18 protein-coding genes are annotated in these 22,222 nt (G+C 54.9%); 11 read left to right on the forward strand and 7 right to left on the reverse strand.

Annotation, left to right across the window (positions count from 1 at the left end; translation table 11 throughout):
- Positions 1 to 21: 21 nt before the first annotated feature.
- The 3 genes from KTE_RS25855 to KTE_RS25865 all read right to left on the reverse strand — a co-directional run bounded on the left by KTE_RS25855 (position 22) and on the right by KTE_RS25865 (position 3,081).
- The gene (locus KTE_RS25855) at positions 22 to 327 is read right to left on the reverse strand and encodes a VOC family protein (RefSeq protein WP_201386090.1); all 306 of its coding nucleotides are present in this window, start codon (positions 325 to 327) and stop codon (positions 22 to 24) included.
- A 127-nt stretch (positions 328 to 454) separates the two neighbouring features.
- On the reverse strand, positions 455 to 1,741 hold the full coding sequence (locus KTE_RS25860) for a copper resistance CopC/CopD family protein (RefSeq protein WP_201386091.1): 1,287 nt from the start codon (positions 1,739 to 1,741) through the stop codon (positions 455 to 457).
- A 32-nt stretch (positions 1,742 to 1,773) separates the two neighbouring features.
- The gene (locus KTE_RS25865) at positions 1,774 to 3,081 is read right to left on the reverse strand and encodes an MFS transporter (protein ID WP_201386092.1); all 1,308 of its coding nucleotides are present in this window, start codon (positions 3,079 to 3,081) and stop codon (positions 1,774 to 1,776) included.
- Positions 3,082 to 3,571: 490 nt separating this feature from the next.
- Here KTE_RS25865 and KTE_RS25870 point away from each other — a divergent pair, with 490 nt between their 5' ends.
- Positions 3,572 to 5,488: a glycosyl hydrolase family 28-related protein gene (locus KTE_RS25870; protein ID WP_236600572.1), complete on the forward strand. Its 1,917-nt coding sequence runs from the start codon at positions 3,572 to 3,574 to the stop codon at positions 5,486 to 5,488.
- A 115-nt stretch (positions 5,489 to 5,603) separates the two neighbouring features.
- Here KTE_RS25870 and KTE_RS25875 read toward each other — a convergent pair whose 3' ends face one another.
- Positions 5,604 to 5,942 (reverse strand): hypothetical protein, encoded by a 339-nt coding sequence (locus tag KTE_RS25875; RefSeq protein WP_201386094.1) that lies wholly within the window; start codon positions 5,940 to 5,942, stop codon positions 5,604 to 5,606.
- Between the two features lie 182 nt (positions 5,943 to 6,124).
- Here KTE_RS25875 and KTE_RS25880 point away from each other — a divergent pair, with 182 nt between their 5' ends.
- The 10 genes from KTE_RS25880 (at position 6,125) to KTE_RS25925 (ending at position 20,975) form a co-directional block, all read left to right on the forward strand.
- Positions 6,125 to 7,747, forward strand: a complete 1,623-nt coding sequence (locus KTE_RS25880) for a serine hydrolase (RefSeq protein WP_201386096.1) — start codon at positions 6,125 to 6,127, stop codon at positions 7,745 to 7,747.
- A gap of 245 nt (positions 7,748 to 7,992) precedes the next feature.
- Positions 7,993 to 8,418 (forward strand): response regulator, encoded by a 426-nt coding sequence (locus tag KTE_RS25885; protein ID WP_201386098.1) that lies wholly within the window; start codon positions 7,993 to 7,995, stop codon positions 8,416 to 8,418.
- Between the two features lie 221 nt (positions 8,419 to 8,639).
- Positions 8,640 to 8,735, forward strand: a complete 96-nt coding sequence (locus tag KTE_RS25890; protein ID WP_201386100.1) for a potassium-transporting ATPase subunit F — start codon at positions 8,640 to 8,642, stop codon at positions 8,733 to 8,735.
- A gap of 38 nt (positions 8,736 to 8,773) precedes the next feature.
- The gene (gene kdpA / locus KTE_RS25895; RefSeq protein WP_201386101.1) at positions 8,774 to 10,507 is read left to right on the forward strand and encodes a potassium-transporting ATPase subunit KdpA; all 1,734 of its coding nucleotides are present in this window, start codon (positions 8,774 to 8,776) and stop codon (positions 10,505 to 10,507) included.
- A 3-nt stretch (positions 10,508 to 10,510) separates the two neighbouring features.
- Positions 10,511 to 12,649 carry a potassium-transporting ATPase subunit KdpB gene (gene kdpB, locus KTE_RS25900; RefSeq protein WP_201386102.1) on the forward strand — a complete coding sequence of 713 codons (2,139 nt, stop codon included), beginning with the start codon at positions 10,511 to 10,513 and terminating at the stop codon, positions 12,647 to 12,649.
- Between the two features lie 35 nt (positions 12,650 to 12,684).
- Complete coding sequence (gene kdpC, locus KTE_RS25905) at positions 12,685 to 13,269, forward strand: potassium-transporting ATPase subunit KdpC (RefSeq protein ID WP_374226825.1); 585 nt, start codon at positions 12,685 to 12,687, stop codon at positions 13,267 to 13,269.
- Positions 13,270 to 13,287: 18 nt separating this feature from the next.
- The gene (locus tag KTE_RS25910; RefSeq protein WP_236600573.1) at positions 13,288 to 14,574 is read left to right on the forward strand and encodes a universal stress protein; all 1,287 of its coding nucleotides are present in this window, start codon (positions 13,288 to 13,290) and stop codon (positions 14,572 to 14,574) included.
- Positions 14,575 to 14,857: 283 nt separating this feature from the next.
- Complete coding sequence (locus tag KTE_RS25915) at positions 14,858 to 17,038, forward strand: APC family permease (RefSeq protein ID WP_236600574.1); 2,181 nt, start codon at positions 14,858 to 14,860, stop codon at positions 17,036 to 17,038.
- Positions 17,039 to 17,282: 244 nt separating this feature from the next.
- A complete protein-coding gene (locus tag KTE_RS25920; RefSeq protein ID WP_201383383.1) occupies positions 17,283 to 18,686 on the forward strand; it encodes a sigma 54-interacting transcriptional regulator in 1,404 nt (467 codons plus the stop codon).
- A gap of 99 nt (positions 18,687 to 18,785) precedes the next feature.
- Entirely contained in the window at positions 18,786 to 20,975 is a 2,190-nt protein-coding gene (locus tag KTE_RS25925; protein WP_201386104.1) for a VWA domain-containing protein, read from the forward strand.
- A gap of 81 nt (positions 20,976 to 21,056) precedes the next feature.
- Here KTE_RS25925 and KTE_RS49725 read toward each other — a convergent pair whose 3' ends face one another.
- From KTE_RS49725 to KTE_RS47755, 3 genes are read right to left on the reverse strand one after another with little or no spacing between them, the layout of a single operon-like run.
- Positions 21,057 to 21,194: a DUF1731 domain-containing protein gene (locus KTE_RS49725; RefSeq protein WP_374226787.1), complete on the reverse strand. Its 138-nt coding sequence runs from the start codon at positions 21,192 to 21,194 to the stop codon at positions 21,057 to 21,059.
- A complete protein-coding gene (locus KTE_RS47750; protein ID WP_236600253.1) occupies positions 21,195 to 21,773 on the reverse strand; it encodes an IS630 family transposase in 579 nt (192 codons plus the stop codon).
- Entirely contained in the window at positions 21,710 to 22,201 is a 492-nt protein-coding gene (locus KTE_RS47755; RefSeq protein WP_236600252.1) for a winged helix-turn-helix domain-containing protein, read from the reverse strand. The genes KTE_RS47750 and KTE_RS47755 overlap by 64 nt, the downstream gene beginning before the upstream one ends.
- Positions 22,202 to 22,222: the final 21 nt, after the last annotated feature.

Here is a 22,222-nt window from a genome sequence, read left to right on the forward strand (position 1 = left end):
ACTTTGTATTTTACCATATATTCACAGAATTGTTAAGAAATGAAATATGTTGAATATTGCAGGTGCATCAAGGGCTAAAGCCACGCAAAACCTGCTGGAAGCCACGGATTGAAATACCGTGGCTTCCAGCAAGTTCAATGCTGTGAATGTGGCCGGAATGTGATTATCTTTGGGATAGACTAAGATGTTTGTTCCGCCAGCGAGATGGAGCTCCAATAAACCATGCCTTTCCACAACGTCCAGCCCGAGCGTCTGACCATAGAAATCTTTGGCCACTTGCAGATTATCTACCGAAAATCCCGAAAATGCTTTCGTGTTTTTGAACATGCGTCTCTTCCTTTTTAGCAAATACAAACCAGAACTTTGTGCTCTTGACTGCACAGGAAAAGTGTACCAGAGTGCAAGATGGAATACTTCTTCCATCTTGCTTTCTGTCCCAGTCTTTTGCAAAGGGTCAGCGCGGAGCCGGAAGCGAGACAAGCGTTGCCGCAAGCGCGAGCATGCCTAGCAGAGACAACATCTCCAACAGCCACCAGCGTTTTCGTGAGGGTCGCTGTTGCCAATTACTAAGGATAGCGAAGAGGAGCGGAAGAAATAAAGCCAGTGCCTTGATGCCAAGCACGCGACCATAGGATGTCGTGAAGAGGTCCGTCGCCTGGGCCAGGTGCAACCAGGAGAGCACGATACCTGTCAGGAACAGCTCAGCTACCGAGCCCAGGGCCAATGGGCCAAAGCGGAGAAGCAACACATTTCGATAGGCCTTTGTCGCCTGAAGCCTCCAAAGCGTGAGCAAGGCAATTAGGCCACCAAGCCAGACTCCCATGGCCGTGATATGCAGCGTTGTTGCCAGCAAGGCGAGCCACGCTATCTGTGAAGAGATGGCGTGGCTCGCGTCACTATCAATAAAGGCCAGGATGCCTCCCAGGACCAGGGAGAGCGTCACGGCTCTCTTACTGCCCTGCTGGGCGATTCCAACCAATATCCAGAGCGCCAGAGCCGTGCCAAGACGGAGGGCCAGAACGCGCCCAAAACTGGACCCCAGAATGGTTACAAGGAAGGCCATATCAAAGATCGCATGCCCCCTCAGACTGGCAGACTGCGCGATGAGAGCCGCGCCCTCGGCAAGCAGTAAGACGAGAATGCCAAGGTTGACGAGTCGCCAGATGGGCTGTTGAAGTGTCTCTCGATGCGACGGTACGGCTGGATAGACAACCAGGCGGAGAAAGGCCAGCACACCAAAACTGAGCGCATAGCCCAGAAAGTGCAGCAGATGCGCGAGGATTTGCAACCAGAACCCTGTCGCTGAAGTGCTATCGCTAACAGTTCCAGTCCATGCGCCACCTGGATGTCCAATGCTAAAGGTAAAGCTTCCACTGGTGGGATCGGTATCCTCCGAGATGACCTGCCAGTTGACCAGGTAGGTTCCTTCTGCGCTGGCCTTAAGCGGCATACTGATCTCCTGCCCCCGCGCCTGAATGGTTTCTTGCCTGATAGCGTCTCCTGATGGAGCAAAGATCGTTATTGATTGTCCCACCAGTTGTACCGGTTCCGAGAACCACAGCCGAACCGTGGAAGGAGAGTGCGCCAGCACACTCCCCTCCGCGGGAGAAGAACTCAACAGCACAGCATGCAATGTCTGGGCATGGGCTTTGCCCGGCAGAAACATGACGAGGCCCGCGAGGAGCAATGCGATAGACAGCACAAAACTATACTGTCTGCTTCCGCCGTGCTGTCTTTTCATGCCGCTTCTCTTCTCCTATTGTGTGCTTGCTACTAAAGGGCGCCAGCAGGCTCTACTGGAACCTCTATCGCTACCTGCTTACGGCGTGTCCGGCCAATACGAATGACCATGCCTGCTGCGAACAGGCAGAGAATGCCCGCGGAAATGAAGCTAATTTGATAGCTGCCCTCAGTGGTGCGAAGCGCGCCCGCGGTATAGGCCGCCGTCGCGGCCCCAAACTGGTGAGCGGCAAAGATCCAGCCATAGACGATGCCTACCTGCTCTTTGCCGAAGATATCGGCGGCCAGGCGAGACGTGGGAGGAACGGTCGCCACCCAATCCAGGCCATAGAAGACGATGAAAACCAGCAGGAGAAGATAGGTGCTACCCAGGGCATAGGGTAGCAGGAGCAGTGACAGCCCGCGCAAACCATAATACCAGCAGAGCAGCCAGCGAGCGTCGACGCGATCAGACAACCAGCCAGATACAGTGGTTCCGATCAGGTCAAAGATGCCAATGAGCGCCAGCATACTCGCCGCCGTCACCTCTGAAATGCCGTGATCCATCGACGCGGGAATAAGGTGTGTCCCGATCAAGCCATTGGTAGAGGCGCCACAAATGAAGAAACTCCCAGCCAGGAGCCAGAAATCTTTCGAGCGCATCCCGAGTACCAGGCCCTTGATGGCATCGGAGAAGGGGTTGCCAGTCGCATTCGTCGCATTCGATGGATCATCCTCCTCGGGATCTGCGCCGTAAGGGCGTAAACCGATATCACGCGGATGATCACTAAAGAGGAGAATAACCAGGGGAAGGAGTATGAGCGCGGCGATGGCGGTCGCCCAGGCCGAAGCGCGCCAGCCCCACGAGACCGCGAGCGAGGCAAGCAAAGGGAGAAAAACAAGCTGTCCGGTGGCATTGCTGGCCGTTAGCAACCCCATGACGAGGCCTCGGTTCTTCACAAACCAGCGGTTGGCGATCAGGGCCGCCAGAACCGAGGCGATTGATCCCGTAGCCAGGCCTACCAGAACACCCCAGAGCAGATCAAGCTGCCAGGGAGCATTCATGATAGTCGTTAATCCACATGCCAGCGCGATAAGAATTAGTGCTCCGATCATGACGCGACGAATGCCCATACGCTGCATCAGAGCCGCCGCGAAAGGTCCACTCAGGCCATAAAGGACAAGATTGATAGAGATCGCAAACGAAATAGTGGCGTTGCTCCAGCCAAAATTCTTCTCAAGCGGAACAATCAGAACGCTCGGCGTCGAACGCATTCCCGCCGATGCGAGGAGCGCCAGGAACGTGATGACCGCAATCAACCAGCCATAATGAAAGCGCAAACGGATATATTTTGCCAGCACAGAAATTCCCTTTCAAACGGATACAACACATCACCAGAAAACTCTACATCAGAGGTAACTCATCGGAAGCATACATGTATTCCAAATTACCGACAAAAAAATACTAGTGACTCAATCCAGCAGCCATCGCGGAAGAGGCGTGTCCTCATTGAGAAATGAGGATCCTAAGACACCTACGCGGACGAATTGAAAGTAAAATTAAAGACGCATGTATTGCAGAAAGCGGTTTCTCACTCTATACTATGAGAGTCATGTCCCAAATGCTTTGCTTTATTAAAAAAACATTCTACATTGAAACTTACCAATGTGGTTGGCAAAGTATAGGACAGACAAGGCTACCTATCCTGAAAAGCCCGTCCAGGATTGAATGCTCAGGGCAGCAGGATGGCCTGAGTAAGCACATCGAGGTGCAGTTACTTATTGTGGGTTGCTTCTTCTGAACAGATGTGGGAGCCGCAGGGTTGCGGCATATTTACAAATCAAGGAGGAGATGAACTTGCGCACATTTCTTTCCCAATGGCAATGGAAGCCAGACACACGCAGGACGCAGCGTGTCCGCGTCGATGGCGGATGGTTGCGTGGTCTTTCGATCTTCGTTACATGCGCCCTCGTGGCCTTCGCGTGCGTGATGGCTACCAGCGGCGCCGCCCCCGCACATGCGGCTTCGTTGGCGTCCAACCAATCCAATTTTGGCTCGAATGTCTATATCTTCAATCCCAGTATGCCACAGAGCCAGATTCAGGCGACGGTCGACGCCATAGCAGACCAGCAGGTCTCTAACGAGTTTGGAACTCAGCGCTATGCGCTGTTGTTCGAACCCGGCACCTACGGATCTAGTACCAACCCTCTCAACTTCAAGGTTGGCTACTACACTACCGTGGCTGGCCTCGGCCTCTCTCCAAGCGATGTTGTCATCAACGGGTCCATTGATGTCTACAATCAGTGCCTGGGTACCAACAACTGCATCGCGCTCGTGAACTTTTGGCGCTCATTGTCGAACCTGACGATCAACGTCAACACCCCGAACGCCGGTTGCTACAATGGCGAGTTCTGGGCCGTGTCGCAGGCTGCGCCGATGCGTCGTGTCCACATCAACGGCCCCGTCACGCTTATGGACTATTGCTCCGGCCCGTCCTACGCGAGCGGCGGCTTCATCGCCGATTCGGCCTTCGATGGTGGCACCGTGATCAACGGTTCGCAGCAGCAATTCATGGTCCGCAATAGCAAGCTTGATGGTTGGACCAACGGTGTCTGGAATCAGGTCTTCTCAGGTGTTGTGGGTGCCCCTGCTCAGTGTTTCCCCGCTCAGTCATCATGTGGTGGCCCCTACACTACAGTCGCGGCCAGTCCAGTGACACGCGAGGCCCCCTACCTGTATGAGGACTCCACCGGGAACTACAATGTCTTCGTGCCCTCGGTGCAGCACAACTCTGTGGGGACAACGTGGGCCGATGGCGCGACGCCCGGCTCGTCTCTCCCGCTTAAGAAGTTCTTTATCGCGCAACCTACGGATTCCGCAGCTACGATCAATGACGCATTAGGTTCTGGTCGAGACCTCATCTTGACCCCGGGCATCTATCACCTGGACCAGAGCCTTAAGGTCACGCGTCCCGATACGGTGGTGCTGGGTCTCGGTTTCCCAACCCTGATTCCTGAAAATGGAATCGTGTCCATGACGGTTGCCAGTGCCAAGGGGATCTCGATCTCGGGGATAATCTTCGACGCGGGGGTGACGAACTCGCCAGCGCTGTTGCAGGTTGGAGATGGCCATGCGCGCAGCGACCATGATGCTTCCGATCCGACCGCTCTTCAGGATGTCTTCTTCCGTATCGGCGGCGCGGAGCCGGGCAAGGCAACAAATAGCCTGGTCGTGAATAGCGACAACGTTATCCTCGACGACATCTGGGCATGGCGGGCCGATCATGGCAATGGCGTGGGCTGGACCAGCAACACAGCAGATACTGGTGTCATCGTGAACGGTGACAATGTGACTGCGTACGGCCTTTTCGTCGAGCACTATCAGAAGTACGAGGTGATCTGGAACGGTAACGGTGGCACGGACGTCTTCTTCCAGAATGAGATGCCCTATGATCCACCTGCCCAGTCGGCCTGGATGGAGGCTCCTGGTGTGGATGGCTGGGCGGCCTTCAAGGTTGCCGACACTGTGACCAGCTTCGCTGGGTATGGTATGGGGAGCTATAGCTTCTTCAACCAGGGAGTGGATATCTACGCAGCACACGCGTTTGAGGTTCCTGCTACCCTTCCGGCATCCAGCCTCCACGACCTGCTCACAATCTTCCTCTCCACGGCCGGGTCTGGTGGTATCCAGCACGTGGTCAACGACACTGGTGGCTCATCGACCTCCGCCAACCCGGATGTCCCGGTCACTGTCGTGAGCTACCCATAGGGTAGCATGAAATGCAGCCGTACTAGCCAGAGCAGGACATTCACTGCTTCATAGAGAGAGCCGGATGTTGCTTCGCACAAAAGCGAAGCGACATCCGGCTCTCTCTATCGGGCTCTTATCCTGGTAAGCTATCGCCGGGGAAGCTCTGACAGGGATGTACGTCGTAGATGAAGACGCCTGCCTGGACACCTGGATCCTCATCCATAATCTTGCGCACCTCCTCCTCGCTCGCATTGAAGATGCCAATACCTGCGACGTCACTGTCGTCCGTGACCCGACATACGATCGGCAGCAGGCCAGCCATACGCAACTCCATATTCCTACATCCGTGCTGCCAGATGATATCTCTGACCCCTTCCATCCCTATCTTTGGCCCGGCCTTCAAAATAACCACACAATACGGTCTGCTCTTTGCCAGCATCTCGCGCATAAATTCTTCTGTGATTTGTGGCATAAGCTCTTTCTCTACTCTCTCAATTGCAAAAAAACATTGCGCCGCCAAAACAGCATTATATCACCAGAACTTGAGTGGAGACTGGCTGCACTGTGCCAGAGGAACTGAACTTGAAGGCGCGCCCTTTGCTGGACGGTCAATATGATACACTTCTATAAAAACGCTGAGAAGGATAGCAAATTATGGTCAATCTTGCTCCAGCCTATGCCGCTCTGGATCGTTTTCTTGAAGAGAAAATACAGCAAGCAAACATTCCTGGTATGGTGGTGGCCCTTACGGATCGGGAACACTTGCTGCGCGTCTCTACGTACGGCTTTGCTGATATTGCCACACGCGCCCCTGTAACCCCTGATACGCTCTTTGAAATCGGCTCCATCAGCAAATCATTTACCTCCATGCTCCTCCTGCAATTGCAGGCTGAGGGACGTCTCGATCTGCACGTGCCTGTGACGCGCTATCTCCCCTGGTTTCAAGTGCAGTCTACCTATGAACCCATTACCGTACACCATCTGCTGAGTCACACGGCTGGTATCACCTCTGGGGTAGATTTTGCGCCGAGTTCCCGCTATAGCACATGGGCCTTACGTGAAACCACGGCGGCCTCCGCGCCGGGCACCCATTTCCATTACTCTAACGTTGCCTATCAGGCACTCGGCTATTTGCTGGAAGAACTGCTCCACCAGCCATACGCGCAGATTCTGCAAGAGCGTCTTCTGACGCCCCTGGGTATGCATGCCACTGAGCCGGTGTTCACGCATGAGACACGCAAACGCCTGGCCGTTGGGTATGAGTATTTTTATGATGATCGTCCCAACCTTGCCACAAGCGCGCTTGCGCCTGCGACCTGGCTTGAGTGTGGCGCTGGAGATGGCAGCATTTCCGCGACAGCCGCCGACCTGGCAATCTATCTGCGCCTACTTCTCAACAAAGGACAGGGGTCACAGGTCCTCTCCGAGGCAAACTATCACCTGATGACGCAACGCTTGATACAGATGGAAGAAGGCGTCTTTTATGGCTACGGCTTGTTTACCAGTGAGCGAGATGGTAGTAGGGCGATTGGACATCATGGGGAGATGGTTGGCTATCGCTCCATCCTCCTGGCAGATCCTGAGCATGGTCTGGGGACAATCGTCTTCGTCAATGGCCCAGCAAATCCTTTTGGCATCGCCAACTTTGCGCTTAAACTGTTGCGTGCTGCTTCTCTTGGAGAAACATTGCCAGAGCCTCCAGCCCTCTCTACGGCACTTTCCATCGAACACGTGGCTGACTATACGGGGATATATCGTTGTGGCGACAACGACAAGGTACTTGTTATTACCCATGAAAAGGGGCAATTGAGGCTTGAGTATCAAGGCGAGGGGATTCTACTGGCAAGGCTTAATGCCTCGCCCGATGTCTTCTACACAGATCATCCCGCTTTTGCGCTCTATCCTCTCCGCTTTGTACGCGACAAAGGCAAGATTGTCGAACTCTATCATGGTTCAGACTGGTATGTGAGTGAGCAAGCTATGGTGTCCACTACATTTACTCCTCCTCCACATTGGGAGACCTATGTCGGCCACTATCGTTCCTACAATCCCTGGCTGAGCAATTTTCGCATTGTGTTGCGTAAAGGAGCGCTGATATTCATCTATCCTTCCGGAGAAGAAAAGAAACTCACTGCGCTTGGCAACACCTCAGACTCCTTCCGCATTGGTGAAGAGGAGTACGAACCTGAATGCATCCACTTTGACACGGTGGTGAACCAGCGGACCTTACGAGCGAGCATTGCGGGTGGCGACTATTTCCGCACGTTTACGCCATAGCACGCACCTGCATTCGTTTTATAAAAATCTATAGTATTGAGCAAATTTTTAGTTGTCTCTCTCCTCTCTTGATGCCACCCTGAGCGAATAAGCGATACGATGTGTCCAGGAAAACGCTGAGAGGCCCAACAACCCTGGCAGTTTTTGGGATAAGAAATATGTCTTCAATCGCTGACCATCAAACGAGCTAAAAGTGTATTAAACTTACCCGCACTTGCCGATACCAGTAAACGAGGGATCTTGAGATGCCGCAAGCACATATTCTTCTAGTAGAAGACGACGCCATGTTGCGCAGTTTGATTGAGCAGAACCTGGTAGCTCGGGGACACAGCGTATGGTGTGCCTGTGCCGCCGAAGATGCGCTTGCTCATTTGCGTGCGGAGTCGTTTGACCTGGTGTTCCTGGATATTAATCTCTCTGAGCACACGGGCTGGGATGTGCTACGCATCGCCCAGCAGGAACACCTGCTTGTGCCTTGCCGGAAAGAGGGGAGTACACCAGTTGAAAAACTTCCAGTTGTGATCCTATCTGCGGTACGCGTCAGTCCTCGTCGACTGGCGGAGTTTCACCCATTGGCCTATCTGCCCAAGCCGTTTCCAATGGATGCGCTACTCCGATTGGCTGCCAACGCGGCTCAGAAGCATGCCAGTGAAGTGAAAACAAGCTACTAGCAGGAACTCCTATCGAAAACTTGAGCGCGGAGCGCTAGCCACGGCAGTGGCGCCGCGCCCCCGAATGGGGGTTGGTTTTTGCATAAGAAGTAAATGAGGAGGGAAAGGAACCAATGTCCGATATCGTGCTTGACCTGGTTGTCGTGATCGCAACGGTCGCTTTTTTCTTTGTTTGTATTGGCTTTACCCATGTCTGTGATCGTTTGTAGCAGAGGTCAAAAATGAATTCGCCTATCGAGTATATCCTGGTGGGCATGATTGCTTTGGGGCTTATCGTCTATCTCGCGATTGCCCTGCTGATGCCCGAGAAATTTTAAAGACATATGTTAAAGATTGAGGTGAGGTTGAAAAAATTATGCCTGTGACGATGAATGCGATCTTGCAGGTGCTTGTCTATGTAGTGCTCCTGGTTCTGGCCACCAAACCGCTGGGACTTTACATGACCAGGGTCTTTGCAGGTGAGCGTACCTGGCTCTCGCCTGCGCTGGTGCCGGTAGAGCGTCTCTTCTACAAGCTCTGCGGAGTACGCAAGGAGGAAGAGCAGCGCTGGACTGGCTACACTATCTCGATGCTGCTTTTTAGCATAGCTGGTATGTTGTTGCTCTATCTGCTTGAGCGTACCCAGCAGTGGCTGCCTTTCAATCCCCAGCAAATGGGGGCGGTCGCTCCCGGCCTGGCATTTAATACCGCAGCCAGTTTTACGACCAATACCAACTGGCAGGCCTATACCGGCGAGCAGACCATGAGTTATCTGACCCAGATGGCGGGCCTCGCGTTCCATAACTTTGTCTCGGCTGCCACTGGTATCGCGCTGGCTGTAGCCTTTATTCGCGGCCTATCGCGCCGGAGCGCGCAACACCTGGGCAACTTCTGGGTTGATGTGACACGCTGTATTCTGTACATCCTGTTGCCTATCAGTATTATTGGCGCCCTGGTCCTGGTTTCGCAGGGTGTGGTGCAGAACTTTAATGCTTATACGGTTGTTCACACGCTTGATGGTGTGACACAAACTATCGCGCAAGGACCTGTCGCCTCTCAGGAGTTCATTAAAGAGTTTGGCACGAATGGCGGTGGCTTCTTCAATGCTAACTCGGCGCATCCCTTTGAGAATCCCAATGTCATCACCAACATGCTTGAGATGCTGGCCATCTTCGCGATTCCCGCTGGTCTTGTCTATATGTTTGGCCGTATGGTTGGCAATACGAAGCAAGGTTGGGCGATCTGGTATGCCATGTGCGCGCTCTTCCTGCTCGGCGTCGCGGTGGCACTGCCCATGGAGCAGACTGGTAACCCAATGCTAACAACGCTTGGCGCCAATCAAGCGGTGACGGCCCAGCAGGCGGGCGGCAATATGGAGGGCAAAGAGGTACGCTTTGGCATCGCGCAGTCCTCGCTCTTCGCGGTGATTACTACCGATGCCTCCTGTGGTGCGGTGAACGGGTTCCATGATAGTTTTACCCCCCTGGGTGGCCTGGTGCCACTGGCCAATATTGCCCTGGGTGAGATCGTCTTCGGCGGGGTCGGATCGGGCCTCTACGGTATGCTGATCTTTGCCATTCTGGCGGTCTTTATTGCTGGCTTGATGGTTGGGCGTACCCCTGAATACCTTGGGAAGAAGATTGAGCAGAAAGAGATGAAGATGGCCGCGCTGGCTATCCTGATCCTTCCGGCGAGCATTCTTGGCTTCGCAGCCATCGCGAGTGTTCTGCCAGCGGGGACAAGCTCTATTCTCAATTCGGGACCGCATGGCCTGTCAGAGATTCTCTACGCCTATACGTCTGGTACTGGCAACAATGGCTCTGCCTTTGCAGGGCTTTCAGCGAACACCAATTTCTATAACTGGACGCTTTCGTTCGCGATGCTGGTCGGACGTTTCCTCTTCGTTATTCCAGTGATGGCCCTGGCCGGTTCGCTGGTCACGAAGAAAGTGGTGCCCGCCAATGCTGGTACCTTCCCAACTACTGGCCCGCTGTTTGTCAGCCTGCTGGTGGGTGTGGTAATTATCGTAGGCGCGTTGACCTACTTCCCGGCCTATGCGCTAGGACCAATCGTTGAGCATTTGCTGATGCTGTCGGGCAAGGTGTTTTAAAAAATGAGTATAGAGACTGATACCATAGAGCAGACAGAGTCGTTAGAGTCGAAGCAGTGGAAGACACGACGCAAGAGCGCCAGCTCCATCTTCAATGGTCCAATCCTGCGCCGGGCGATGGTCGATTCATTGAGGAAGCTAGATCCGCGCTGGCAGTTGAAAAACCCGGTCATGTTTGTGGTCGAGGTAGGTAGCGTCATTACGACGATTGAGTGGGTGCGGCTGCTACTTCAAGGCCCTGTAAGCGAGATGTGGTTTACTCTGGGCGTTGCCTTCTGGCTCTGGTTTACAGTGATCTTCGCTAACTTTGCCGAGGCCATGGCCGAGGGGCGTGGTAAGGCCCAGGCCGACGCGCTGCGCAGCACACGTACCTCAACGATGGCGAAGCGCCTGAAGACAAGCGAGCGCCAGGCAGGTTTCACCGAGGTACAGGCGCCCGATCTGCGCAAGGGTGACCTGGTCCTGGTCGAGGCTGGCGAGGTAATTCCAGGTGATGGCGATGTCATTGAGGGTGTGGCCTCGGTGGATGAGTCGGCGATCACGGGTGAGTCCGCACCCGTGATTCGCGAGAGTGGTGGTGATCGTAGCGCGGTCACTGGCGGCACGCGGGTGCTCTCTGACTGGATCGTGGTGCGCATCAGTGCCAACCCTGGTGAGTCGTTCCTGGATCGCATGATTGCCCTGGTCGAGGGTGCGGCGCGCCAGAAGACGCCAAATGAGATCGCGCTCAACATCCTGCTGGCCAGCCTGACGATCATCTTTATGCTGGCGGTCATCACCCTGGAGCCGTTCGCCATTTACTCGGGCAGCCCGGTGGCGATTACGACCCTGATCGCGTTGTTGGTCTGCCTCATCCCAACGACCATTGGTGGCCTGCTCTCCGCGATTGGTATCGCGGGCATGGACCGCATGGTGCAGCGCAATGTGCTGGCGATGAGCGGACGCGCCGTTGAGGCCGCGGGTGACGTGGATGTGTTGCTGCTGGATAAGACAGGGACCATCACGCTTGGTAACCGCATGGCGAGCCGCTTTGTACCCCTGAAGGGCATTGAAGAGCGCGAGCTGGCTGAGGCGGCTCTGCTCTCGAGCCTGGCTGATGAGACGCCCGAGGGCCGCTCCATTGTTAAGCTTGCCGAAGAGCAGTATGGTCTGCAGATTTCTGCCAATACAGATGAGGCGATCTTTATCCCCTTCTCGGCTCAGACACGTATGAGTGGGGTCGATTTCCAAACCAGGGCTGGTACACGCTCGATTCGTAAAGGTGCTGGTGATGCCCTTAATCGATATGCAGCTGAGAATGGTGGCTCTGCCAGCGAAGAGCTGACGCAGTTGGTAGAGGATATTGCGCGAGCTGGTAGTACGCCGCTCGTGGTGGCCGACAATGGCGGCGCCCATGGTTCGGCGCGCTTGCTCGGTGTAATCGAGCTAAAGGATATCGTCAAGGGTGGTATGCGTGAGCGCTTTGAGCAGTTGCGCAAGATGGGTATTCGCACCATCATGATCACAGGCGATAATCCGCTGACCGCAGGCGCTATCGCCAAAGAGGCTGGTGTCGATGACTTCCTGGCTCAGGCCACGCCCGAGACCAAGATGAAGCTGATTCGGGAGCAGCAGGCGGGTGGTCGCCTGGTGGCTATGACTGGTGATGGCACCAATGACGCGCCCGCCCTGGCGCAGGCAGATGTCGGCGTGGCCATGAATACAGGCACCCAGGCGGCGAAAGAGGCCGCGAACATGGTCGACCTGGACTCGAATCCGACCAAGTTGATCGAAGTCGTCGAGGTTGGGAAGCAGTTACTCATGACGCGTGGCGCGTTGACCACCTTTAGTATTGCTAACGATGTCGCCAAATACTTCGCCATTATTCCGGCGATGTTCTCGGTAGCGTTTCCGGTGCTGAATGCGCTCAATATTATGCATCTGGCAACGCCACATAGCGCGATTCTCTCGGCAGTCATCTTTAACGCGATTATCATTATTCTCTTGATTCCGTTGGCCCTGCGTGGCGTCAACTACAAGCCGCTAGGGGCGGGTCCACTGCTGCGGCGCAACCTGCTCATCTACGGCGTAGGTGGTTTGATTGTCCCATTTATTGGCATTAAATTGATTGACCTGCTGCTCGTGTTGTTGCATCTCGCGTAGGAGTTGCGGAAGGAGAGAGAGACATGGCTCTTGAGATGAAGAAGCAAATTCGTCCAGCGATAGTGCTGACCCTTTTATTGACAGTGGTTACGGGGTTACTCTATCCTGGTATTGTAACGGGGCTGGCGCAACTGCTTTTCCCCTCCCAGGCCAATGGTAGCTTGCACACCGTTAATGGACAGGTGATTGGCTCAGACCTGATCGGGCAGTACTGGACCGCGCCGAAATACTTTCATGGCCGTCCCTCCGCGACGGTTTCAGTGACCGATAGCAGTAAGAGTGAGCCATACAATGCGCAGAACTCCGCTGCATCAAACCTGGGTCCAACCAGTAAGACATTACAGGATGCGGTTCAGGCGCGGGTGAAGGAGTTGCAGAAGGAGAATCCGGGGGTGCCAGTGCCGGTTGACCTGGTGACCACTTCGGGTTCGGGCCTGGACCCAGACATTTCGGTCGCGGGCGCTCTCTTCCAGGTACCACGCATCGCTAAAGAGCGAGGTGTGAGTGAGGACCAGGTGCGGGCATTGATCATGAAGCATGTCCAGGGGCGTTTCCTGGGGATTCTGGGCGAAGAGCATGTGAATGTCCTTGAGCTTAATTTAGCGCTAGACGGTAAATAAGCTAGTAACACCAGGATAATGATGGACACGTCAAATCCTAATAATAATCGGCGTGAGGATGGACGCCTAGATCCTGAAGCGCTGCTGAATCGGTATAAACTACGCGATAGTGACGTAGGGGTTCCATCCCCTACGTCACTCGACGATGTGAGCGATCCGACGCCAGGACGTGGTCATCTCCGCGTGTATCTAGGCGCCTCCGCTGGCGTCGGTAAGACCTATGCGATGCTTAACGAGGGGCGACGACGGAAAGAGCGTGGCACAGATGTTGTCGTTGGCTATGTCGAGACACATAAGCGCCAGAATACCGCCGAGCAGATTGGCGACCTGGAGATCGTGCCGCGCAAGAAAATTGGCTACCGTGGAGTGGTGCTGGAGGAGATGGATACGGATGCTGTTATAGCACGGCATCCCCAAGTCGCACTTGTTGATGAACTGGCGCATACCAATGTCTCGGGTTCAAAGCATCGCAAGCGCTATAAAGATGTGCAGGAACTTCTGGATGCCGGCATCGATGTGATTACAACACTCAACGTCCAACATCTGGAGAGTCTGAATGACCTGGTTGAGAATATCACCGGCATTCGCGTGCGTGAGACGCTCCCCGACTCGATTCTCGACCAGGCTGATGAAGTAGAATTGGTCGATATAGCCCCCAGTGCCTTGCGACAGCGAATGCTGCATGGCAATATTTATCCACCTGAGCGTATTGAACCGGCGCTGAAGAACTTCTTTCGCGAGGGCAACCTGACGGCCCTGCGCGAGATCGCCCTGCGCCTGACCGCCAATAAAGCCGAGTCGCAGCTACAGGCATATATGACTGGGCACGCCATTACCGGCGCCTGGGCTACCAATGAGCGTGTGCTGGTCGGATTCGATCATCGCGTTCAGAGCCGACTCATTATTCGTGACGCCTGGCGCCTGGCCCATGGCCTGCACGCGGACCTGGTCGCGGTCTCTATCGAACTTGAAGGATATACGGCTCTGCAACGCCAGATCCTGGCTTTGCTTAAATATGGCAGTGGAGCAAAGAGATACCTTGAAGAGGCGAAGCAGCGTCTGGAGGAACATGCCTTGTTCGCAGAGGACCTTGGAGCTGAAGTCGTACGCCTCAAGAGCCAGGACATTGCGACCGCCCTGGCCCAGGTCTCGCGCGAGCAACGGATTACGCAACTGGTCATTGGCCAACCGACGCATACGCGCCTGGAGGAGTTTTTCTTCGGCTCAGTGGTCAACAAGTTGCTGCGTTTACACGTCAATGTCGATATCCATGTCGTTCCCCTGGAGCGAGCGCAGGTTAATTAAGAGCAGAAAAACGCTGGGGTAGAAAGGCCACAAGCCTTTCTACCCCAGCGTTTTTCTGCTCTTAATTGTAGGGGTGAGGCAGGTGCTTTTGAGGGTTTGTGTGTGCTTTGAGTATTTTTTTTGAGCATGTCGCTGGGAGTGAGGAGCAAATTTTTAGCGCTCTTCTCCATTTCTTTAGACTATCTTTAGGTATCCTAAGGTATAAATGCTATGAGGCAAGCATTTAAGAAAGACACAGTGGAGCGCTATGCCTGTACATACACATAGAGAAGGGTTTTGATTCATGGAGCACAAGGACGTTCAGGCTTCCTCGCAGGAGTATGAACCGGTAGGTCAGGCTGTGGCTTCGTCTAAGCAAGCGCCAGACGAACAAGATGGATTACTAAGGGAGGAGGATCCCTCGCTTCTGGCCCGTGCGCAACTGGTCCCAGGAAAGTTGCCAGGGCATGAGCGTATTCGCATTGTGCGCCCAAGTCATTCCTCACTCCGGCGTGTTGGAGAAGGAGTGTTGGAGGCGACGGAGGCCTCACTAGCCCCCAGAAGTGGCAGTGAGCGCGTCACCTACCGGGTCAAGCGCTTCTTAATTGGTTCGCCACTCACTACTGCCCAGGCTGCTCACGAGCGCTTAACCAAGTTTAAAGCCCTGGCAGTGCTCTCCTCGGATGCGATCTCCTCGGTCGCGTACGCGACCGAGGCCAGTATGGTGGCCTTGCTCGCGGCAGGGGCGATGGCAACTGGTATAGTTTTTCCCATCAGCATCGCCATTGTGCTCTTGCTGGCCATTGTGGCCATCTCTTATCGCCAGACGATTCCCGCCTATCCCGGTGGTGGTGGCTCCTATATCGTCGCCAAGGATAACCTGGGTACTCTGCCTGGCCTGGTCGCCGCGGCCTCGCTCTTGATTGACTATATCCTCACAGTATCGGTAAGCGTCTCCTCAGGCGTCCAGAACCTTGCCTCGGTCTTTCAGGGCCTGGGACCGTATGTGGTTGCCATCGATGTTGCGCTCGTGATCTTGATTACGATTGTGAACCTGCGCGGTATTCGTGAGTCTGGCTCTGTCTTTGCCATCCCCACCTACTTCTTTATCGCAAGCGCTGTGATCATGATCGTTGGTGGACTCTTCAGGGCCTATCTCATCGATCAGCAACCTTTTATGGCTGCTTTCCATCCTCCTACAGGCATAACAGGTACGGAGCCAGTCTCGATCTTCTTGATCCTCAAGGCCTTTGCCTCGGGCTGTTCGGCCATGACGGGTGTTGAGGCCATCTCCAATGGCGTGCCTGCCTTTAAAAAGCCGGAGACGAAAAACGCAGCCATCACGCTGACCTGGATGGCTAGTATCCTGGCGACTTTGTTTATTGGTATCACCCTGCTGGCTATGGCCTATGGTGTCACGCCTCAAGTTGGTGGCAATCCTACCGTTATCGCCCAGATTGCGCAGAGGGTCTTTCAGGGACCTTTTGCCTTCTTCTTCCCCATCTTCCAGTTGTCAGTGCTCTTTATCCTGGTGCTGGCGGCAAACACGAGCTATGCTGACTTTCCCCGCCTGGCGTCTCTGCTGGCGCGCGATCATTTCTTGCCGCACCAGTTCGCCTTCCGTGGTGATCGCCTGGCCTTCTCAACGGGTATCGTTGTCCTGGCTATTTTCGCGAGCGCGCTCCTGATCATCTTTAAGGGGAGCACTGATGCTTTGATCGGCCTATATGCTGTCGGTGTCTTCATGTCCTTTACACTCTCACAGAGCGGAATGGTCATTCACTGGTGGCGCTTGCGCTCGACGGAGCGCGGCTGGCAGCGCAAGATCAGTATTAACGCGCTGGGCGCCTGTACTACACTGGTGGTTGCGCTGGTGATTGCCTCGACGAAGTTCTTAGAGGGGGCCTGGGTCGTCGTAATCCTGATCCCGATTCTGGTGCTGATGTTTATGAGCATTCATAAGCACTATTATGGCGTTGAGCGGCAGCGAACCACGACGGTGCCCGGACGCGCGGCGGAGATCAAGCATCTCTTTATTGTGCCGATTGCAGCTATGGATCGCGTCTCGGTCCAGAGTATCGCCTATGCGCGCTCGATTACGCAAAACGTGGTCGCGGTCCATGTCTCGATCGATGAAGGGGATACAGACAAGGTGCGTGCGACCTGGCAGGATTGGGCCAAACGCCTGCCAAGCGATGATAAGACCATGCTGGTCGTGATTGAGTCGCCGTATCGCTCGCTCTATCGCCCAATCCTCGATTATATCGATTCGGTGAAAGAGCTCTATCCCGAATTTACAATCACCGTGCTTCTGCCCGAGTTTGTGGTCGCGCACTGGTGGGAGCATTTCCTGCACAACCAGACGGCCTTGCGTCTGAAGGCCGCGCTGCTCTTCCGCCCAGGTATTGTGGTCACGAGTATGCCCCAACACCTGCCCTCGCGCACCCCCGACATGGCCGAGGTCGCGGAGTTGAGTGGCCGCTAAAGTCTTATGGTAGATAGTGAAGAGTCCCCTGGCGGCCGCCAGGGGACTCTTCACTATCTACCATAAATAACATAGATGGGCTTATATCCTGTCTCTTGCGTTTTCTTGTGTCAGGCTGTAGAATCATAGTGGTTCCACCTCTGTCTGGTATCGTGGGGCCCATGCAGGAGCAAATACTGTTTCCTCTCTCTCTCGCATGCGTCCACATGAAGCCAATCCCCAAGAAAGGTAGCATAGAAACTCAATGTCAATCACTACTCGGCCGCGAACTATTGGAGAGTTGCGTGCAAGTGGCTACAAGGTGCTCTCGGTCAAAGAGGAGATGCGCAAAAACTTGATTGCCAAGATTCGCGCAGGTGAAGAGTTGTTCCCTGGGATTGTTGGCTATGAAGAGACGGTTATTCCTCAAATCGAGAATGCCATCCTTTCAGGTCAGGACATCATCTTCCTTGGTGAGCGAGGACAGGCCAAGACGCGTATGGCCCGTAGCCTGGCGAACCTGCTGGATGACGAGGTTCCCGTGATCGCGGGATGTGAGATAAATGACAGTCCCTATGAGCCGATTTGTAAGGCATGTCGCGATAAAGTCGCCCAGTCTGGCGAAGAGGTAGAGATCGCCTGGTTGCCCCGTGATCGACGTTATGGTGAAAAATTGGCGACTCCGGATATAACGATCTCTGACCTGGTGGGTGAGGTTGATCCCATCCGTGTGGCGGAGGGGCGCTATCTCTCGGACGAGTTGACCATTCACTATGGCATGATCCCACGCACCAATCGCGGTATCTTCTGTATCAATGAGCTGCCGGACCTGGCTGAGCGTATTCAGGTGGGCCTGCTCAACATCATGGAAGAGCGCGATGTGCAGATTCGCGGCTACAAAATTCGCCTGCCCCTGGACGTCTACGTGGTGGCTAGCGCCAACCCCGAGGACTATACCAATCGTGGGCGTATCATTACGCCGCTGAAGGACCGTATCGGTTCGGAGATCCGCACGCACTATCCCCGCGGCCTTGAGCATGAGATCAATATCATGGAGGCCGAGAGCACGCACTTCCCGACCGAGGGGCTTGAGATCGTTGTCCCCAAGTTTATGAAGGAAGTAATCGCTGAGGTCACACAACTGGCGCGCATCAGTAACGACATTAGCCAGCGTTCAGGTGTCAGTGTGCGCGTGTCGGTCTCAAACTTTGAGAACGTGCTGAGCAACGCTGTGCGTCGCGCCCTGCGCCTCAACGAGCGCTCGGCTGTGCCGCGTGTGAGCGACCTTTCGGCGATTCTGGCCTCGACCTGTGGCAAGATCGAGCTGGACGCGGTAGGGGATGTCAAAGAGGAGCGCGTGGTCCAGAAACTGATTAACTCGGCTATCCTCAACATCTTCGGCGAATACTTCGAGCAGCGCGACTTTGACCAACTGGTGGCGGGTTTTGAGAAGGGCCTGAATGTCCAGGTTGGAGATGATATGTCGTCCATGGAGTACGTCAACCAGCTTTCCAAAGTGGGAGGCTTGAGTAAGGCTATTGATAAGCTGAATGGACGCGGCAACCCTGCGAGCATCGCCTCCTCCATTGAGTTTATTCTCGAAGGGCTGCACCTGAATCGGCGTCTCAACAAGGATGAGGTCAGAGGCAAGGTGCGCTATCGTCGGTAACTTTTATGCGGAAACCAACGTCGCTCACGCGACTAGCGCTTCCCCCATTCGGGGACAAGCGCGCTCAGGTTTCCGGAGAGGCACTAAAGGATACGCGCTATGTTTCAACGCTTTATAAAGAATCGCTACGGCTATACCCGCTGGGATGGCTCACAGCGTATCGATGGCCTTGATGCCGACGATATCCTCAAAGCGCTCTCCGATGACTACATGGAGAACGGCAACCTGCAACAGGCGCTTCGGCGCTTGATGCAAGATGGCGTGCGCAACGAGGATGGGCGGCAGGCCATGGGGCTGCGTGAGATCATGGAGCGCTTGCGCCAGAATCGTAGCGAGCAGCTCAATCGCTATAACATGGCCTCCGGCGTGATGGATGACTTGCGCGAAAAACTGGAAGAGATCAAGCAACTGGAGCGCGAAGGCATTCAGCGTCGCCTGGATGCACAAAATGGCGAGCAGCAACCTGGACAACAGGGTCAGCCACAGCCTGGAGGCGAGAACCAGCAATCCTCCGGGCAACAGCCATCTGCTCGCTCCGGCTCTGAATCTCCTTCAGCGGAGAGTCAGCAGCCCGGCCAGCAGGGGCAGGAGGGTACTTCGGGCCAGGAGGGAGCCGGTGGCGACCAGCTCTCGCCTGAGCAGATGCGCAAGATGCTGGAGATGATCGCCAAGCGCAAGCAAGAGTACCTGGAGGGCCTGCCCCAGGATATTCCTGGGCAGATCAAGCAGCTCTCCGAGTATGACTTCATGGATGACCAGGCCCGCGAACAGTTCCAGGAGTTACTGGCAAGCTTGCAGCAGCAGATGATGCAGCAATACTTCCAGGGTATGCAGCAGTCGTTGCAGAACATGACCCAGGAAGATGTGGCGAATCTGCGTGAGATGATTCGCGATCTCAACAAGATGTTGCAAGAGCGCCAGCAGGGACTTGAACCCGACTTCGACTCCTTTATGCAGAAGCACGGGCACTACTTCCCTGGAGTCAACTCGCTGGATGATCTCATCGAGCAGATGCAAATGCAGCAGGCGGCGATGCAGGGTATCATGGATAACCTCTCGCCTGAGCAGCGCCAGGAACTGCAACAACTCATGGATCAACTCATGGGTGATGACCGGATCCGCGTCGATATGCTCGAACTGGCGCAAAACCTGGAGGCGGTCGCTCCTATGGAGCAGGTCAGGACGCGTTTCCCCTTTAGAGGCAATGAAACCTTGCCTCTGAACGAGGCCATGCGTATGATGGGCCGACTACAGCAGATGGAGGGTCTGCAGGACCAGTTACAGGAGGCGCGGCGCCTCGATGAACTGGGAGCCATTGATAGCGACAAGGTCAAAGAACTGCTTGGCGATGACGAGTACCAATCGATAGAGCAGCTCAAGGAACTGATGAAGACCCTTGAGGAGGCGGGCTATATCGAGAAGAAAGGCAACCGTTGGGAGCTGACCGCGCGCGGTATTCGCAAGATCGGTCAGAAGGCCTTGCAGGACATCTTTAACAAGCTCAAGCGTGACGGCTTTGGCCGTCATGTCAGCCCCTTCCGCGGGGTTGGTGGCGAGCGAACTGACGAGAGCAAGACCTATCAGTTTGGCGACCCCTTCCTGCTCGACCTGCAAAAGACGCTGATGAACTCCATTAACCGCAAGGGCGCGGGAACGCCGCTCGCGCTTCAGCAGGACGACTTTGAGGTCTATCGTACAGAGTTTATGACCCAGTCTTCAACGGTGTTGATGATCGATATGAGCCTGAGCATGGTCTATAACGGTTGTCAGCAGGCGGCGAAGAAAGTTTCGGTGGCGCTGGAGAGCCTTATTCGCTCGCAGTTCCCACGTGATAACCTCTATATCGTAGGCTTCTCGTTTGTCGCACGTGAATACAAGTCCAACGAACTGATGGAGTTGAGCCGCTACGACAATGATCGTGGCACGAATATGGCGCATGGACTGATGCTGGCTCGCCAGTTGCTTGCCAGGCATCGGGGCGTCAACAAGCAGATCATCATGATTACCGATGGCGGCCCGACCGTCTGGTATGAGGAACGCTATGGTGGCTGGCAGTTCGCCTTCCCCAGCCCCTACGCAGAGCAGCAGACCCTGCTGGAGGTCCAGCGCTGCACGCGCGACGGTATTACCATCAACACCTTCATGCTCTATGACGATGATTGGATGGTGGCCTTCGTCAACCAGATGGCAGAGATCAACCGCGGTCGTACCTTCTATGCCGACAAAGATAATCTCGGTGAGTATCTGCTGGTAGATTACCTCAACAGCAAGAAGAAATTCGTCTCGTAGCGCGAATCTTAGCAAGAGAAGATGGGTTGGGCTGAGGCCAGAAACCTCAGCCCAACCCATCTTCTGTTTCCTTGAGGTGCCTCACAGCAGGTCGTGGAGCGCTTGCTTTAGTTGGGGATACGCGAACTGGAATTGCGCCTCTGTCAGACGTTGGGGGAGAAGGTGCTGGCTGTCCAATACCACTGTTGATAGCTCCCCTATTGACCTCGTGAGAAACAACTAAACCTCATCAAGAGCATAGGCAAAGCAGTGTTGAAGAATGGTTCGTCGATGGCGAAGACGCTCTTTGGCACGCACGAGTTCCTGACGCAGGTGAGCCAGATCCCGACAACACAGATTCTTGAGTTCGCGACGTTTGAGCAGGTTCCACACCTGTTCCTGCGGATTCACCTCAGGGGCGTAGCCAGGCAAGCGTTCCAGATGCACCCGTTTGCCCATCGGACTTGAAAGAAACTGCTTGACCACCTCTGCGCGGTGGATGGGAGATCCATCCCAAATGACCAGGAGTGGGCCCGAGATCTTGCGCAACAACATCCGCAAAAAACGCACGACATCCTCGGCGTTGTATGCCCGCTCTTGCATCTGCATGAAGAGCCGTCCGGTCTTTGTGATCCCTCCAATGGCGGAGAGATGATCGCGCGTCAGCCTCACACGCAGCACTGGTGTCTGCCCTCGCAGAGCATAGGTTCGCACGACCATCGGCAACAGATAAAAGCCCGCTTCATCGACAAAGACTATCGTGCGGCGTTCCTGCTCGGCTTTTTTTTTAGATGGGGCCAGCGCTGCGTTTTCCAGCACTTGATCGCTTGCTCATCGCGTTGGGTGGCTCGTTCGACCGGTTTCTGCATGCTGTAACCCAGCTTACGTACCAGATACCCACAATGATCGGGGTGATAGCTCACTCCAAACTCTCGTTTGATCGCCACCGCCAGTCTCCGGCTATTCCAGATATCCCCGCGAAATCCATAGGCTGACGCTCCTTTCGCCAGCACGGCTGGGATTTGGGCTTGCTGCTCTGCCGTCAAGCGGGGCGTGGCTCCTTTCGCCGGATGCGCTTTAAGCGCTTCTTCCCCTCCTTCTCTTCCACTTGTCATCCACTGGCTCACCGCTCCCTCCGTGACCCCCAGAGCTCCTGCGATATCTTTTTGTTTCCATCCTTGTCGTTTCAGTTCCCAGGCGCGTTTGCGCCTCTCTTCTCGCCAATCGGCTTTCTTTGGTGCTCCCATGCCTCCTTTAATCGGCTCGAT

The sequence above is a fragment of the Ktedonobacter sp. SOSP1-85 genome (genome assembly GCF_016587415.1).
Taxonomy (GTDB): domain Bacteria; phylum Chloroflexota; class Ktedonobacteria; order Ktedonobacterales; family Ktedonobacteraceae; genus Ktedonobacter.